The following is a 15360-nucleotide window of genomic DNA, read 5'->3' as shown; positions in this document are numbered from 1 at the left end:
CCTACCCTTCCGACCGCAGGATCCCGCGCACCCGTTCGAGCCGCTCGGAGACCTGCCGCTCGAACCCGCGGTCGCTGGGGGAGTAGTACTCCGTCCCCGCCAGCGTGTCCGGCAGGTACTGCTGCGGCGCCACCGCATGCGGCCAGTCGTGCGCGTACCGGTAGTCGTTCCCGTGCCCGAGCCCCTCGGCCCCCGCGTAATGGGCGTCGCGCAGGTGCAGCGGGACCGTGCCGGCCTTCCCGGCCCGCACGTCGGCCAGTGCCGCGTCCCCCGCGAGGTAGGCAGCGTTCGACTTCGGCGCGGTCGCCAGGTGCACCACGGCCTCGGCCAGCACGATGCGCCCCTCGGGCATGCCGATGAGCTGCACGGCCTGCGCGGCGGCGACCGCCGTCTGGAGCGCGGACGGGTCGGCGACCCCGACGTCCTCGGCGGCGGAGATGACCAGCCGCCGGGCGATGAACCGCGGATCCTCCCCGGCCGCGACCATGCGCGCCAGGTAGTGCAGCGCCGCATCGACGTCGGAGCCGCGGATCGACTTGATGAACGCGCTGATGACGTCGTAGTGCTGGTCGCCGGCGCGGTCGTAGCGCACGGCGGCGACGTCCACGGCGCGCTCGACGTCCGCCAGGGCGATCTCCGGGGTGGTGCCGGGGCCGGCGCCGCGGTCCTCGTCGGTGCCGTGCCCGTCGTCCGCCGCGTGGCCGTCGCCGGACAGCACCGCCCCGGCCGCGGCCTCGAGGATCGTCAGGGCCTTGCGGGCGTCGCCGCCCGCGAGGCGGACGAGGTGCTCGGCCGCGTCGTCCGCCAGCCCCACGGCCCCGCCGAGCCCGCGCTCATCGGTGACCGCGCGCTCGACCAGCTCCCGCACGTGCTCGGACGTGAGGGGCCGCAGGGTGAGCAGCAGCGAGCGTGACAGCAGCGGTGAGTTCACGGAGAACGACGGGTTCTCCGTGGTGGCGGCCACGAGCGTGACCCAGCGGTTCTCGACGGACGGCAGCAGCGCGTCCTGCTGCGTCTTGGAGAAGCGGTGCACCTCGTCGACGAACAGCACGGTCTCCGAACCGCCCGTGGCCAGGCGCCGCCGGGCGTCCTCCACCACCTGCCGTACGTCCTTGACGCCGGCGGTCACCGCCGACAGCTCGACGAACCGGCGGCCGGACACCGTGGCGATCAGGTAGGCGAGCGTGGTCTTGCCCGTACCGGGTGGCCCCCAGAGGATGACCGACGACGGCGCGGCGCGGCCGGCCGCGTCCGGTTCGATGAGCCGCCGCAACGGGGACCCCGGCTCGAGGAGGTGGCCCTGCCCGGCGATCTCCGCGACGGAGGCGGGGCGCATGCGCACGGCGAGCGGCGCGGCGTCGCTCACCTCGGGGGTTCCGCGCTCGCTGGTCGTCACCGCGGAGAACAGGTCCATGCGGCAACCCTATGCGGACAGGCTGACACCGACGGGGCCCGCTGAGAGGCGTTCCGGCGTGGCACACCGGGTGACGCACCGCACCGCGCGGACCTGTGCCGGAGCGGGGTAAGATGTTGCGGTTGCCTGACGGGCCCTGGCCCGTACGGCGACTCCCTGGGACCTCGGCCCGGTGACGTGCGTGCGGTTCGTCCGCAGAGCGCGTCCGTCGGCTGGTCCCGCACCCGGAACGTCCCGTCCCCGGACGGTGCCCCTGGGTGTGACCTATCAACCACGAAGGACAGGAATCACGTGACCTCTGTCACCCGTTCGCGGCGTCAGGTTCGCCTGAGCCGCAAGCTCGGCCTCCCGCTCACGCCGAAGGCCGTCAAGCACTTCGAGAAGCGCCCGTACCCGCCCGGTGAGCACGGCCGTGCCCGTCGCCGCACCGAGTCGGACTACGCGGTGCGTCTGCGCGAGAAGCAGCGCCTGCGGGCGCAGTACGCCCTGCGGGAGAAGCAGCTCCTGAAGGTGTACGAGAACTCGCGCAAGCAGCCCGGCCTGACCGGTGAGGTCATGGTCGAGGACCTCGAGACCCGTCTCGACTCCCTCGTGCTGCGCGCCGGTTTCGGCCGCACCATCCTGCAGGCCCGCCAGATCGTGACGCACCGTCACATCCTGGTGGACGGCAAGATCGTGGACCGTCCTTCCTTCCGCGTGAAGGAGGGCCAGACCATCCAGGTGAAGCCGAAGAGCCAGGCCACCACGCCGTTCCAGGTCGCCGCCGCCGGCGCGCACCGTGACGTGCTGCCGGCCCTGCCCGGTTACCTCGACGTGCAGCTGGAGAAGCTGTCCGCGACGCTGACCCGTCGTCCCAAGCGCGCCGAGGTCCCCGTGACCTGCGACGTGCAGATGGTCGTCGAGTACTACGCCCGCTGACCCCTCTTCAGCCTGTCGCGCCGCCCCGTCCGAGCCTCGTGCCCGGGCGGGGCGGCGTCGTCCCACGTTAGGGTTGCGGCCATGACTTTTTCCCTCGGTGACGTGGCGGGACTGCTCGCGGCGATCGCGTTCCTGCTGCTCGTGGGTTTCCTGGCGTATCCGCTGGTCAAGCTCGGTCGTGTGCTGGAGGAGGCGCGGTCCGGTCTGCGTGAGGTGACCGAGCACTCGGTGCCGATCCTCGACGAGACGGCCACGGCCGTGGCCAGCGCCAACACGCAGCTGGAGAAGGTGGACACCGTGACCACCAGCGCGGCGTCGGTCAGCGAGAACGTGAGCGCCCTGACCGGTCTGTACGCCGCCACGCTCGGCGGCCCGCTGGTCAAGGTGGCCGCGTTCTCCTACGGCGTGCGCCAGGCGTTCGCGAAGGCCGCCGGACGGGCCGACGGTGACCGGGACGGTTCCTCGGGCCGTCACGCCGCGGGCTCCGAGGACGGCCTGCGATGAAGGCGCGGCTGTTCTGGATCGGTGTCGGCGTGGTCGTCACCGTCGTGGTCGTGCGGCGCGGGCAGCGACTGGCCGCGAGGTACACCGCGGCGAACATGGCGGCTGCCGCCGGCGCCCGGGCCGTCGACGCGGCAGACGCCGCCGGGGTCCGTCTCGCGCGCGGCGTCCGAGGTTTCGCGGGTGACTTCCGGGCCGCCCGCGCCGAGCGGGAGGCGGAGCTCATGGCCTCGCTCCTGTCGGACGGCGCCGGAGGGACGTACGACCTGGACGAGCTGCGCCGCCGCCGCGACTGAGCCCGCCGCCGCGGCCGCCCGCGGACGGACACCTGCGGACAGGACACCTGCGGACAGGACACCTGCGGACAGGAGCTGCCGGGACTGTCGCGCCGCCTCGCGACGTTGTCCACGGAGTGTTGTCCACAGCGCACCACATTCAGTTTCGTCTTTCGCCCTCCGGCGCGGGAGACTAGGACCACCCAGACCGCCTTCCGGCGCGTGAGCGCGCGCCGGCCCACGAGACAAGGACCGCAATAGATGCGCACCGCCGAGATCCGCAAGCGCTGGCTCGACTTCTTCGAGGCACGAGGTCATGCGGTGGTGCCGTCGGCGTCGCTGATCAGCCCGGACCCCTCCACGCTGTTCACGATCGCGGGCATGGTGCCGTTCATCCCGTACATGACGGGCCAGCAGACGCCACCGTGGCAGCGGGCCACGAGCGTGCAGAAGTGTGTGCGCACCCTCGACATCGACGAGGTGGGCAAGACGACGCGGCACGGCACGTTCTTCCAGATGAACGGCAACTTCTCGTTCGGGGACTACTTCAAGGAAGGTGCCATCTCCTACGCGTGGGAGTTCCTGACGGGCTCGCGCGACGAGGGCAGTCTCGGCATCGACCCGGAGCTGCTGTGGGTCACGGTCTACGAGACCGACGACGAGGCCATCGCGTTGTGGAAGCAGGTCGCCGGCCTGCCGGACGAGCGCATCCAGCGCATGGGCAAGAAGACGAACTACTGGCACACGGGTCAGGCCGGCCCGGGTGGCCCCTGCTCCGAGATCTTCTACGACCGTGGCCCCGAGTACGGCGCCGAGGGCGGCCCCGCGGCTGACGAGGACCGGTACATCGAGATCTGGAACCTCGTGTTCATGCAGTACGCCCTGGAGGACGTGAAGGCGAAGGACGACTTCCGGGTCGTGGGGGACCTCAAGGCCAAGAACATCGACACCGGCATGGGCCTGGAGCGCGTCGCGTTCCTGTTGCAGGGCGTCGACAACATGTACGAGATCGACGAGGTCCGTCCGGTCATCGACGCCGCCGAGAAGCTCTCGGGCAAGAAGTACGGCGCGAACCACGAGGACGACGTGCGCATGCGCGTCGTGGCCGACCACGTGCGCAGCGCCCTGATGATCATCGGCGACGGCGTGCGTCCGTCGAACGAGGGCCGCGGCTACGTGCTGCGCCGCCTGCTGCGCCGCTCCGTGCGCGCGATGCGCCTGCTCGGCGTCGACGGCGTCGCGCTGCCGTCGCTGCTGCCCGTGTCCAAGGACGCGATGAGGGCCTCCTACCCGGAGCTGGAGAAGAACTTCGAGCAGATCTCCCAGGTCGCCTACGCCGAGGAGGAGGCGTTCCGCCGCACGCTGGCCGCCGGGACGACGATCCTCGACTCGGCCGTGTCCAAGCTGAAGGAGTCCGTCCCCGCCGGCACCGACTCCCTGGTGCTCGGCGGCGACGCCGCCTTCCAGTTGCACGACACCTACGGCTTCCCCATCGACCTCACCCTGGAGATGGCCGCCGAGCAGGGCGTACGCGTCGACGAGCAGGCGTTCCGCACCCTCATGCAGGAGCAGCGCGACCGCGCGCGCGCCGACGCGCTGGCCAAGCGGCACGGCAACGTCGACGTCGCGGCCTACGAGTCCATCGCCAGGGAGCTGGACGGGCCGGTCGAGTTCCTCGGCTACACCGAGCACGACGCCACCGTGCGCGTCGTCGGGCTGCTGTCCGACGGCATCCCCACGCCGGCCGCCACCGCGCCCGCCGACGTCGAGGTGGTCCTGGACCGTACGCCGTTCTACGCCGAGGCCGGCGGCCAGCTCGCCGACCAGGGCACGATCGTGCTCGACGGCGGCGCCACGATCGAGGTCGACGACGTCCAGCGCCCCGTCAAGGGCCTGAACGTGCACCGGGGCCGGCTGATCGAGGGCACCGTCGCGCTCGGCGACCCGGGAACTGCCGCGATCGACACCACGCGGCGCACCGCGATCAGCAAGGCCCACTCGGCCACGCACATGATCCACAAGGCGCTGCACGAGCTGGTCGGGCCCGACCGCACGCAGGCCGGGTCGGAGAACGCCCCCAGCCGCATCCGGTTCGACTTCCGCTCCCCGCAGGCGGTCCCGGCCGCAGCGCTCGGCGAGATCGAGGAGCGGGTCAACACCCTGCTCACCGAGAACCTCGAGGTCACCGACCAGCAGATGTCCCTGCCGGACGCCAAGGCGCTCGGCGCGATGGCCCTGTTCGGCGAGAAGTACGGCGACGTCGTGCGCGTCGTGTCGATCGGCGACGACTGGTCCCGTGAGCTGTGCGGCGGCACGCACGTGAAGCTGACCGGCGAGCTCGGCCGCGTGACCCTCCTGGGCGAGTCGTCCATCGGATCGGGTGTGCGGCGCGTCGACGCGCTCGTGGGGGACGGCGCCTACGGGTTCCAGGCCACGGAACACGCCCTGGTGGGGCAGCTCTCCGGGATGCTCAACGTCCGCCACGACGAGCTCGCCGATCGTGTCGGATCGCTCATGACCCGGCTGAAGGACGCCGAGAAGGAGCTTGCGGCCATGCGCCAGGCGCAGCTGCTCCGGCAGGCCGGGAGGCTGGCGGCGGAGGCCCCGCGTGTGGGCGACGTCCGCGTCGTGGCGCACGACGCCGGGGAGGCGGACGCGGACGGCCTGCGTGCCCTCGTGCTGGACGTGCGCAACCGGCTCGGCGAGGCCGAGCCCGTCGTGGTCGCCGCCGGCGGCACGTCGGGCGGACGCCCGATCGTGGTCGTCGCGACGAACGAGGCCGCCCGTGCCGCCGGGCACCGGGCCGGCGACCTGGTGCGCTCCGCCGCCAAGACGCTCGGCGGCGGGGGTGGCGGCAAGCCGGACCTCGCCCAGGGCGGCGGCCAGGATCCCGCCCGGCTGGGCGAGGCGCTCGCCGGGATCGCGGAGGGCGTGCGTCTGGCCGCGGTCGGCGCGTGATGGCTCAGGACAACGCAGGGGCGTCCGAGCGGACGCCCCTGCCCCGCGGGGCCCGCCTCGCGGTCGACGTCGGCAAGGCGCGGGTGGGCCTGGCGGCCAGTGACCCCGACGGTCTCGTGGCCACGCCCGTGGAGACGGTTCCGCGCAGGCCCGAGCCCGCCGCGCTGCGACGCATCGCGCAGGAGGCCGTGGAACGTTCCGCGGCGGTGGTCTACGTCGGGCTGCCCCGGCACCTGAACGGCAAGGAGGGCGCCTCGAGCGCCGACGCCCGGGCGTTTGCCGACGGTCTCGCGCACGCCCTGGCCGGCGCCGGGCAGCCAGGCACCGAGCTGCGGTTCGTCGATGAGCGGATGACCACGGTCACCGCCACGCAGGTGCTGCACGAGGCCGGACGAAACACCCGTAAGCATCGGTCTGTGATCGACCAGGCTGCTGCCGTTATCATTCTGCAATCCGCACTCGACGCCGAGCGGGCGACAGGGGCTCGTGCCGGTGCCGGCGTCGAGGCGTAGACGTGCACGACACGCACGATGACCCAGCACGTTCTCGCACAGTGAAGGATCGACGAGGTGACGGACCTGTTCACGGCGCCCCCTGGAGCTCAGGAGGGCCTGCCGGCCACTTCCCCGCACCCCCGGAGCCGTAATCCGCGCGTCAGCCGTTCCCGGCGCGCGCGACGGCGACGGCGTCAGGGGCGCTCGTTCATCGTGCTCCTGGTGACCTTCGGCCTGGTCGCCGGGGCTGGCTACCTCGTGTGGCAGCAGAAGGACATGCTGCTCGCCTTCGAGAACCCGATCGAGGCCAAGGACTACCCCGGCCCGGGCACCGACGACGTGACGGTGGAGATCGGCGAGGGAGCCACCGGCTTCGACATGGCCGAGAGGCTGTACGACGCCGGTGTCGTGGCGAGCAAGGACGCCTTCGTCAAGGCGTTCGACGAGAACCCGGATGCCGCCGGGATCCGTCCCGGCACCCGCGACATGCTCACCGAGATGAAGGCGTCGGACGCCGTCGCGCTGCTCGCCAAGAACGAGATGGCGGACCTCCGGGTGACGATCCCCGAGGGCTTCACCGTCGCGCAGACGATCGAGCGGCTGGCGTCCGTCTCCGGCATCCCCGTCGCGGACTTCCGCGATGCCCTGGACGATCCTGACTCGATCGGGCTGCCCGAGCAGGCCGGTGGCAACGCCGAGGGCTGGCTCTACCCGCAGACCTACCCGGTCGACCCCGAGGAGGAGTCGGCCGCCGACGTGCTGCGGCGCATGGTGCGCAACACGGTGCGCGAGCTCGACGAGCGCGACGTGCCGCCCGGTGAACGCGAGGACCTGCTGGTCAAGGCATCCCTCGTGGAACGTGAGGGCAGGATCGCGCAGGACCGGCCGAAGATCGCCCGCGCGATCGAGAACCGGCTCGAGGACGACATCAAGCTCCAGATCGACGCCTCGCTCGCGTACGGGCTCGACAAGCCCGGCACCGAGCTGACGAACGCCGACAAGGACGCCGACACGCCCTACAACCTGGAGCGCCACGTGGGGCTGCCACCCGGTCCGATCGCGAACCCGAGCGCGGCCTCGATCGACGCCGTGCTCGCCCCGGCGGACGGGAACTGGAAGTTCTGGGTCACGGTGAATCTGGACACGGGCGAGACGAAGTTCGCCGAGACCTACGCCGAGCACCAGAAGAATGTCGCTGAACTGCGGCAATGGCAGGCCGACCATGGCTGAGGCGCGTTCCGGAGGACCGTCCCGGACCTGATATAACCGTTTCGCCACGGCGCGGGCCCCGTGTCGTGGCGGGACGAGACGAGTACGAGAGACGGGTGAACCGCACGCCGATGGCAGTCGTGTCGAACCAGGGACCACCGCGCCACTGGGCAGGGACGGAGAGCCACCGTGCGAGTGGCCGCGGAGCCCCCGGACGTCGCGGGGGCAGACGCCGGTCCGGGGGACGCGCCGGGGGCCCCGTCGGCCTCGTCGTCGTGGCGCTCCTGCTCACCGCCGGTGCGTTGGGCGCATGGACGTGGAAGAACGACGGCTACCTGTTCGGGTACGCCACGCCGCTGGCGGCGCAGGACTACGAGGGCCCGGGCGGCGAGGAGGTCGAGGTCGACATCCCGGAGGGCGCCAACGGCGCCACGATCGGCGAGGTGCTCCTTGAGAACGACGTCGTGGCCTCCTACGACGCCTTCAAGCGGGCGTTCGACGGCAACCCTGACGCGCCCGGCATCCAGCCCGGCATCCACGTCGTGCGCACGCAGATGTCGGCCTCCGAGGCCGTGGCGCTGCTCGCGGAGAACGACATCGACCGCGGCGGCCTGACCATCCCGGAAGGCCTGACCGTGAAGCAGATCCAGGACCGCATCGTCGCGGCGGGCTGGCCGGAGAAGGAGACCAGGAAGGTCTTCGAGGATCTCGGCCAGTACCTCCCCGAACAGGCCGGCGGCAACCCCGAGGGCTGGCTGTTCCCGCAGACGTACGACGCCGACCCGGAGCGCACCTCGCCGTCCGACGTCGTGGGGATGATGACGGAGATGACGGTCACCCAGCTGGAGGAGGCCGGTGTCCCGCAGGAGCGGTGGGAGGACGTGCTCATCCGTGCCTCGCTCATCGAACGGGAAGCAGCCCGTCCCGAGGACCGGCCCCGCATGTCCGGCGTCATCCAGCGGCGTCTCGACGAGGGCTGGACGCTCGGCATCGACGCGGCCGTCCTGTACGGGACGGGCCGCACCAGCGGCGCCCTGACCCGGTCCGAGCTCGACGACGCGTCCAACGAGTACAACCTGCGCATCCACAAGGGCCTGCCGCCCACCCCGATCTCCAACCCGGGCAGGGCGTCCATCGACGCGGCCTTCCACCCTGCCGAGGGCACCGAGATGTACTGGGTGACGGTGAACCACGAGACCGGCGAGACGAAGTTCGCCACCACCAACGACGAGTTCAACACGCTGGTCGCCGAGCTGCGGCAGTGGGAGGCCGACCATCCCGACTGGAACGGGTAGGCCCCTCGCGGCGTGCCCGCCCGGACCGCGGTCGGGCGGGCACGCCGACGTGTCGTAGCCTTTCGGCGTGGAACTGATTCGCCAGGGCAAGGTACGTGAGGTGTACGCGGACGGGCAGGACGTGATCCTGGTCGCCTCGGACCGGGTGTCGGTGTACGACGTCGTGCTGCCGACGCCGGTCCCGGACAAGGGCGCGATCCTCACCCAGCTCTCGCTGTGGTGGTTCCGGCAGTTCGCCGACCTCGTGCCCAACCACGTCATCAGCGAGGACGTACCGGCCGAGTGGAAGGGCCGGGCCATCCGCTGCCGGAAGCTCGACATCGTGCCCGTGGAGTGCATCGCCCGCGGCTACCTCGCGGGCCTCGGGCTGCGCTCCTACCAGGAGTCCGGCAGCGTCTCCGGCGTCGCCCTCCCGCCCGGGCTGGTCGAGGCGGACCGGCTGCCGCAGCCGGTGTTCACCCCCTCGACGAAGGCCGAGGAGGGCCACGACGAGTACATCCCGTTCGAGACGGTCGCCGAGACCACGGGGGCGCAGACCGCCGCACGCCTGCGGGACCTGACGCTCGGCATCTACGCCCGCGGCGCGGAGATCGCCCGGGAACGCGGCGTCATCATCGCCGACACCAAGCTCGAGTTCGGCTTCGACGCAGGCGGTGTGCTCACGCTGGCCGACGAGGTCCTCACCCCGGACTCGTCCCGCTTCTGGAAGGCGTCCGAGTACGAGCCCGGTCGGGCTCAGTGGTCCTACGACAAGCAGTACGTGCGTGACTGGTCCGCCACCCTCACCGACTGGGACCGCACCGACCCGGGCCCGCAGATCCCCGCCGACGTCGTGGCGGAGACCCGCAAGCGGTACGTGGAGATCTACGAGACGCTCACCGGCGAGGCATGGACGTGAGGGCTGCCGTCCTCGGGCATCCGATCGCTCACTCGCTCTCCCCGGCCCTGCACGCCGCCGCCTACCGCGCCCTCGGCCTCGACGACTGGGACTACGGTCGCCACGACGTGGACGAGGACGGCCTGCGGACGTTCCTCGCCGGCCTCGACCGTGGCTGGGCGGGCCTGTCCCTGACCATGCCGCTCAAGCACCGCGCCCTGGAGCTGGTGGATCACCTCGAGCCGCTGGCCGCGGCCGTGGGTGCCGTGAACACCGTGCTCGTGGCGCCCGCCGGCCCGCCCGGCGCGTCGGGGGCCGTGACGCTGACCGGCACCAACACCGATGTCTACGGGCTCGTCCAGGCACTGCGCGAAGGCCTCGGCACGCCGCCGCCCGGCAACGCGTCCGGCACCGACGGGTCCGGCACCGACGGGTCCGGCACTGAGGCGTCCGGCACCGACGCCTCCGGCACGGAGACACCCGGCGCCGAGGTGACCAGCGCCGTCGTGCTCGGTGGGGGAGCGACCGCCGCGTCCGCGCTGGCCGCGCTCGCACAGCTGGGCTGTGTCTCGCCGCGCGTTCTGGTCCGGTCGCTCGACCGCGTCGGACAGCTGCGAGCCGCCATCGCCCGCATGGGCATCACGCCCGACGTCGCCGAGGCGGACCTGAGCGGCGCGGACGGCCAGGTCCCGCGCGCGCTCGCGGCGGCGGACGTCGTCGTCTCGACCCTGCCGCCGCGCGCCGCGGACCAGCTGGCCGCCGTCGTCCGCGACCGCCCGGGACATCCGCGCGGCGTCCTGCTGGACGTCGCCTACGATCCGCGGCCCACCGCCCTGCACACTGCCTGGACCGCGTCAGGCGGGGTGGCCGTGCCCGGGGAGCGCATGCTGCTGCACCAGGCCGTCGAGCAGGTGCGTCTCATGACGGGCCGCGACGGCGTGAACCGCACGGTGAACGACCGCGCGAACGGCGGGCACGACGGCGCGAACGACGGTGCGCCCGACGGCGCGCACCGTGATGCGCCCGACGGTGTGAGCAATGACGTGCTCGCAGCCATGGACGCGGCGCTCGCGGCGGCGCTGGACATGTAAGGATTGCGGCATGCTTCGCTGGTTGACCTCGGGAGAGTCGCACGGTCCTGCCCTGGTGGGGGTGATGGAGGGCCTGCCGGCCGGTGTCGCCCTCACCACTGACGACATCCGGGCGGCGCTCGCCCGGCGCCGGCTCGGGTACGGGCGCGGCTCCCGGCAGAAGTTCGAGCAGGACGAGCTGCGCGTCCTGGGCGGCCTGCGCCACGGCCGCACGCAGGGCGGCCCGCTGGCCATCGAGATCGGCAACACCGAGTGGCCCAAGTGGACCGAGGTCATGTCCGCCGACCCGGTGCCCCGTGAGGCGCTGCTCAAGGACGCGGGCACGGGGGACGAGCGGGAGATCGCCCGCAACCGGCCCCTGACCCGCCCCCGCCCGGGCCACGCGGACCTGGTGGGCATGCGCAAGTACGCGTTCGACGACGCCCGCCCCGTCCTGGAGCGGGCGAGCGCGCGGGAGACGGCCATGCGCGTGGCCCTCGGCGTGGCCGCCGCGAACTTCCTCGAGCAGGCCCTCGGCGTGCGCCTGGTCTCCCACGTCGTCGCGATCGGCGAGGTCGAGGTCCCGCAGGACGTCGCCGTGCCCGGGCCCGACGACGTCGCCACGCTCGACGCCGACCCCGTGCGCTGCCACGACGCGGCCACCTCCGCACGCATGGTGGAGGAGATCGACCAGGCCAAGGCCGACGGAGACACGCTCGGCGGCGTGGTCGAGGTGGTGGCCTACGGCGTCCCGTCCGGGCTCGGCACCTACGTCCAGGGCGACCGCCGGCTCGACGCACGGCTCGCGGCCGCGCTCATGGGCATCCAGGCCATCAAGGGGGTCGAGGTCGGCGACGGCTTCCGCACCGCACGCCGGCGCGGCACCGCGGCCCACGACGCGATCCTGCTCGGAGACCCCGCGCCCGGCGCCGGGCTCACCCGGGACACCAACCGTGCCGGCGGCATCGAGGGCGGCATGTCCAACGGCGAGGCCGTGCGGGTGCGCGCCGCCATGAAGCCCATCTCCACGGTGCCCCGCGCCCTGCCCACCGTGGACCTCGCCACCGGTGAGCCCGTGACCGCCCACCACCAGCGCTCGGACGTGTGCGCCGTACCTCCCGCGGCGGTCGTCGCCGAGGCCATGGTCGCGCTCGTGCTCGCCGAGGCCGCGATCGAGAAGTTCGGCGGCGACTCCCTCGCCGAGACCAGCCGCAACGCCGAGGCATACCTCGCCGCGATCCCGCAGGGGCTGCGATGAGCGGCGACGTGAGGCCGGGCACCGGCGACGAGCCCGCCACCGGCGCACCTGCCGGCGCCAACGGGACGCCCGCCGCGCCCGGGCCGGTCCTCGTCCTGATCGGCCCGCCCGGATCCGGCAAGTCCAAGCTCGGCCGCGTCCTGGCCCATGCCCTCGGCCTGAGCGTGCGCGACACCGACCACGACATCGAGCGGACGGCGGGCAAACCCGTCTCCGACATCTTCGTCGACGACGGCGAACCGGCCTTCCGCGCCCTGGAGCGCCAGGCCGTGGCGGCGGCGCTCGCGGAGCACGACGGGATCCTGGCCCTCGGGGGCGGCGCGGTGATGGACCCGGGGACGGACGCGGCACTGGCCGCCTACGCCGCACGCGGCGGCAACGTGGTGTTCCTCGACGTGACGCTCGCCGTCGCCGCACCGCGGGTGGGCATGAACCAGGCCCGGCCGCTGCTCCTGGGCAACCCGCGGCAGCGCTGGCAGGCACTCATGGACGAGCGGCGCCCCACCTACGAACGGCTTGCCACGCTGCGCGTGGAGTCGACGGAACGCCCGGCGGCCGAGACCGCGGGCGACGTCGTCGCCGCACTCGGGCTGGAGCCCGTGACGGAGCCGGCCGACCCCAAGCATCTGGGCGACGAACATCCGGACGCCGAACATCTGGACGACGAGCGGCCGGACCGGCGCGTGGCCGCCGGGGCCCCGGGGAACGGCCTGGGGAACGGCCCGGCGAACGAGCAGGAGGACACCCAGTGACCACCACCCGCGTGACCGTGTCCGGGCAGGCGCCGTACGACGTCGTGATCGGGCGGCATCTGCTCGGCGAGCTGCCGGGGATGATCGGCCGCGACGCGCGCCGCGTGCTCGTCATGCACCCGGCCTCCCTGCAGGCCACGGGCGAAGCGGTGCGCGAGGACCTCACGGCGCAGGGCTACGAGGCGTTCGCCGTCGAGCTGCCCGACGCCGAGGAGCAGAAGACGGCGCAGGTCGCCGCGTTCTGCTGGCAGGTGCTCGGCCAGGCGGACTTCACCCGTACCGACGCGATCGTGTCCGTGGGCGGCGGCGCCACCACCGACCTGGCCGGCTTCGTGGCGGCGACCTGGCTGCGCGGCATCCGCGTCGTCCACGTCCCCACCACGCTGCTCGCGATGGTCGACGCCGCCGTGGGCGGCAAGACCGGCATCAACACGGCCGAGGGCAAGAACCTCGTGGGCGCCTTCCACCCGCCCGCCGGGGTGCTGTGCGACCTGGCCGCCCTGGAGTCCCTGGACCGCTGGGACCTGGTGGCCGGGCTCGCCGAGGTGGTCAAGACGGGGTTCATCGCCGACGAGGAGATCCTGCGCCTGGTCAGCAAGCACGCCGAGGACCTGCGGGGCTGGCAGGGCGCGGACGCGGACCCCGGCACCTGGGACGTGCTCGCCGAACTGGTCACGCGCTCCGTCCGCGTCAAGGCGCGCGTCGTGGGCGAGGACCTCAAGGAGGCCGGCCTGCGCGAGATCCTCAACTACGGGCACACGTTCGGCCACGCCGTCGAGCTCGCCGAGCGCTACCAGTGGCGCCACGGCTCCGCCGTCGCCGTGGGCATGGTGTTCGCCGCGGAGCTGGCACGGCTGGCCGGCAAGCTCGACGACGCCGTCGTCGACCGCCACCGCGACATCCTCACCGCGCTGGGGCTGCCGACGTCGTACCGCGGCGACCGGTGGGACGACCTGCTGGCCGCCATGCGCCGCGACAAGAAGTCCCGGGGCGACATGCTGCGCTTCGTCGTGCTCGACGACATCGCGAGGCCGGCCCGTCTGGAGGGCCCGGACCCGACGATCCTCGCGGCCGCCTACGCGGAGGTGTCCAAGGAGCCTCCTGCGGGCCGGGAGACCCAGCTGACGCTGGGCTGACCGCCACCCGCCCGCTGCTCGCATTTCCCCTCGAGACGTGCAGCTCGGACAAGAGGTGCAACGCCTCGCCGGTTAATCGGTTCAGTCCGTGGACGGGCGCCCCTCCCACCGGTTGGCTGAACCGGCGCCTGGCACCGCCGGCGTCGTATCGGCACTCCGAGGAAGGGGCTCGACGATGAGCAGCCGCGTACACGCACCACGGACCAGACCACTCCTGCGCCCGGTGGCCGCGGCGCTCGCGGCGACGCTCGCCCTGACGCTCGGTTCGCTCTGGGCCGGCGCGGTCACGCAGCCGTCGGCGGCGGCGAGCCTGGAGCGGGTGACCGACTTCGGGCCGAACCCGAGCGGTCTGAACATGTACGTGTACGTGCCCGACGACGTGGACCCGCACCCGGCGCTCCTGGTCGCGGTGCACTACTGCACGGGGACGGCGGCGGCGTACTTCAGCGGTGGCGCGCAGGAGTTCGTGCGGGCTGCCGACGAGCAGGGGTTCGTCATGGTGTTCCCCGAGGCGCCGCGCGACGGGCACTGCTTCGACGTGTACTCGCCGGACGCCCTGACGCGCGACGGCGGCAGCGACCCGGTGGCGATCAGGTCGATGATCGACCATGCCACGCAGCAGTACGACGTCGACACCTCGCGCATCTACGTGACCGGCGTGTCGTCGGGGGCGATGATGACGAACGTCCTGCTGGCGCTCTACCCGGACGTGTTCGCGGCGGGCGCGGCGTTCGCGGGGGTGCCGGCGTCCTGCTTCGCGACCGGCAGCGCGGAGAACACGTGGAACAGCACGTGCTCGAACGGGCAGGACATCCGTACGGCCCAGGAATGGGGCGACGCGGCCCGCGCCATGTACCCGGGGTACGGCGGCTTCTACCCGAGGTTCCAGACCTGGCACGGTACGCAGGACACCGTGCTGGCCTACCCGAACCTCGGCGAGCAGGTCAAGCAGTGGACCAACCTGCACGGGATCGCGCAGGGCTCCGGAACGGTGGACCGGCCGCAGCCGGACTGGACCCGCACCACCTACGGGGACGCCACCCGGCCCACGTTCCAGTCGATCAGCCTGCAGGGATACACCCACAACCTGTACCGCGCGGGGATGGCGCAGTACGCGATGGACTTCTTCGGTGGACTGGACGAGGCCGGCGACCCGGTGCCGACCCTGTCTCTTATACACATCTGACGCTGCCGACGATAAGG

14 protein-coding genes are annotated in these 15360 nt (G+C 72.5%); 13 read left to right on the top strand and 1 reads right to left on the bottom strand.

Annotated elements, in window-relative coordinates; genetic code table 11:
• Position 1 precedes the first annotated feature (1 nt).
• Positions 2-1414, bottom strand: coding sequence for a replication-associated recombination protein A (locus HGK34_RS12710; protein WP_201847845.1), 1413 nt, complete (start codon positions 1412-1414; stop codon positions 2-4).
• Between the two features lie 291 nt (positions 1415-1705).
• Between HGK34_RS12710 and rpsD the strand changes: the two genes are divergently transcribed.
• The 13 genes from rpsD to HGK34_RS12645 all read left to right on the top strand — a co-directional run bounded on the left by rpsD (position 1706) and on the right by HGK34_RS12645 (position 15343).
• Complete coding sequence (gene rpsD / locus HGK34_RS12705) at positions 1706-2332, top strand: 30S ribosomal protein S4 (protein WP_201847843.1); 627 nt, start codon at positions 1706-1708, stop codon at positions 2330-2332.
• An 81-nt stretch (positions 2333-2413) separates the two neighbouring features.
• Complete coding sequence (locus HGK34_RS12700) at positions 2414-2836, top strand: DUF948 domain-containing protein (RefSeq protein WP_201847834.1); 423 nt, start codon at positions 2414-2416, stop codon at positions 2834-2836.
• A complete protein-coding gene (locus HGK34_RS12695) occupies positions 2833-3129 on the top strand; it encodes a hypothetical protein (RefSeq protein WP_201847832.1) in 297 nt (98 codons plus the stop codon). The genes HGK34_RS12700 and HGK34_RS12695 overlap by 4 nt, the downstream gene beginning before the upstream one ends.
• A gap of 240 nt (positions 3130-3369) precedes the next feature.
• Positions 3370-6066, top strand: coding sequence for an alanine--tRNA ligase (gene alaS / locus HGK34_RS12690; RefSeq protein ID WP_201847830.1), 2697 nt, complete (start codon positions 3370-3372; stop codon positions 6064-6066).
• Positions 6066-6578, top strand: coding sequence for a Holliday junction resolvase RuvX (gene ruvX, locus HGK34_RS12685; RefSeq protein WP_201847828.1), 513 nt, complete (start codon positions 6066-6068; stop codon positions 6576-6578). The genes alaS and ruvX overlap by 1 nt, the downstream gene beginning before the upstream one ends.
• Before the next feature lie 204 nt (positions 6579-6782).
• Positions 6783-7790: an endolytic transglycosylase MltG gene (gene mltG, locus HGK34_RS12680; RefSeq protein WP_307815937.1), complete on the top strand. Its 1008-nt coding sequence runs from the start codon at positions 6783-6785 to the stop codon at positions 7788-7790.
• Positions 7791-8044: 254 nt separating this feature from the next.
• Positions 8045-9064 (top strand): endolytic transglycosylase MltG, encoded by a 1020-nt coding sequence (gene mltG / locus HGK34_RS12675; protein ID WP_201847824.1) that lies wholly within the window; start codon positions 8045-8047, stop codon positions 9062-9064.
• A 67-nt stretch (positions 9065-9131) separates the two neighbouring features.
• The gene (locus tag HGK34_RS12670; RefSeq protein ID WP_201847822.1) at positions 9132-9962 is read left to right on the top strand and encodes a phosphoribosylaminoimidazolesuccinocarboxamide synthase; all 831 of its coding nucleotides are present in this window, start codon (positions 9132-9134) and stop codon (positions 9960-9962) included.
• Entirely contained in the window at positions 9953-11032 is a 1080-nt protein-coding gene (locus tag HGK34_RS12665) for a shikimate dehydrogenase (protein WP_201847820.1), read from the top strand. The genes HGK34_RS12670 and HGK34_RS12665 overlap by 10 nt, the downstream gene beginning before the upstream one ends.
• 10 nt (positions 11033-11042) lie before the next feature.
• Positions 11043-12269: a chorismate synthase gene (gene aroC / locus HGK34_RS12660; protein WP_201847818.1), complete on the top strand. Its 1227-nt coding sequence runs from the start codon at positions 11043-11045 to the stop codon at positions 12267-12269.
• On the top strand, positions 12266-13021 hold the full coding sequence (locus HGK34_RS12655) for a shikimate kinase (protein WP_201847816.1): 756 nt from the start codon (positions 12266-12268) through the stop codon (positions 13019-13021). The genes aroC and HGK34_RS12655 overlap by 4 nt, the downstream gene beginning before the upstream one ends.
• Entirely contained in the window at positions 13018-14157 is a 1140-nt protein-coding gene (aroB, locus tag HGK34_RS12650; protein WP_201847814.1) for a 3-dehydroquinate synthase, read from the top strand. The genes HGK34_RS12655 and aroB overlap by 4 nt, the downstream gene beginning before the upstream one ends.
• 175 nt (positions 14158-14332) lie before the next feature.
• Positions 14333-15343, top strand: a complete 1011-nt coding sequence (locus tag HGK34_RS12645) for an extracellular catalytic domain type 1 short-chain-length polyhydroxyalkanoate depolymerase (protein ID WP_201847812.1) — start codon at positions 14333-14335, stop codon at positions 15341-15343.
• Positions 15344-15360: the final 17 nt, after the last annotated feature.

This window comes from Myceligenerans indicum (assembly GCF_016742955.1).
GTDB lineage: Bacteria > Actinomycetota > Actinomycetes > Actinomycetales > Cellulomonadaceae > Myceligenerans > Myceligenerans indicum.
The sequence above is the reverse complement of the archived record's forward strand: the minus strand, read 5'-3'. Positions and strand labels throughout refer to the sequence as shown.

Bases quoted from the DNA above. Each gene is read 5' to 3' on its own strand.
- HGK34_RS12710 (WP_201847845.1), bottom strand. From the start codon at position 1,414: ATGGACCTGTTCTCCGCGGTGACGACCAGCGAGCGCGGAACCCCCGAG.
- HGK34_RS12700 (WP_201847834.1), top strand. From the start codon at position 2,414: ATGACTTTTTCCCTCGGTGACGTGGCGGGACTGCTCGCGGCGATCGCG.
- HGK34_RS12695 (WP_201847832.1), top strand. From the start codon at position 2,833: ATGAAGGCGCGGCTGTTCTGGATCGGTGTCGGCGTGGTCGTCACCGTC.
- alaS (WP_201847830.1), top strand. From the start codon at position 3,370: ATGCGCACCGCCGAGATCCGCAAGCGCTGGCTCGACTTCTTCGAGGCA.
- ruvX (WP_201847828.1), top strand. From the start codon at position 6,066: ATGGCTCAGGACAACGCAGGGGCGTCCGAGCGGACGCCCCTGCCCCGC.
- HGK34_RS12665 (WP_201847820.1), top strand. From the start codon at position 9,953: ATGGACGTGAGGGCTGCCGTCCTCGGGCATCCGATCGCTCACTCGCTC.
- aroC (WP_201847818.1), top strand. From the start codon at position 11,043: ATGCTTCGCTGGTTGACCTCGGGAGAGTCGCACGGTCCTGCCCTGGTG.
- HGK34_RS12655 (WP_201847816.1), top strand. From the start codon at position 12,266: ATGAGCGGCGACGTGAGGCCGGGCACCGGCGACGAGCCCGCCACCGGC.
- HGK34_RS12645 (WP_201847812.1), top strand. From the start codon at position 14,333: ATGAGCAGCCGCGTACACGCACCACGGACCAGACCACTCCTGCGCCCG.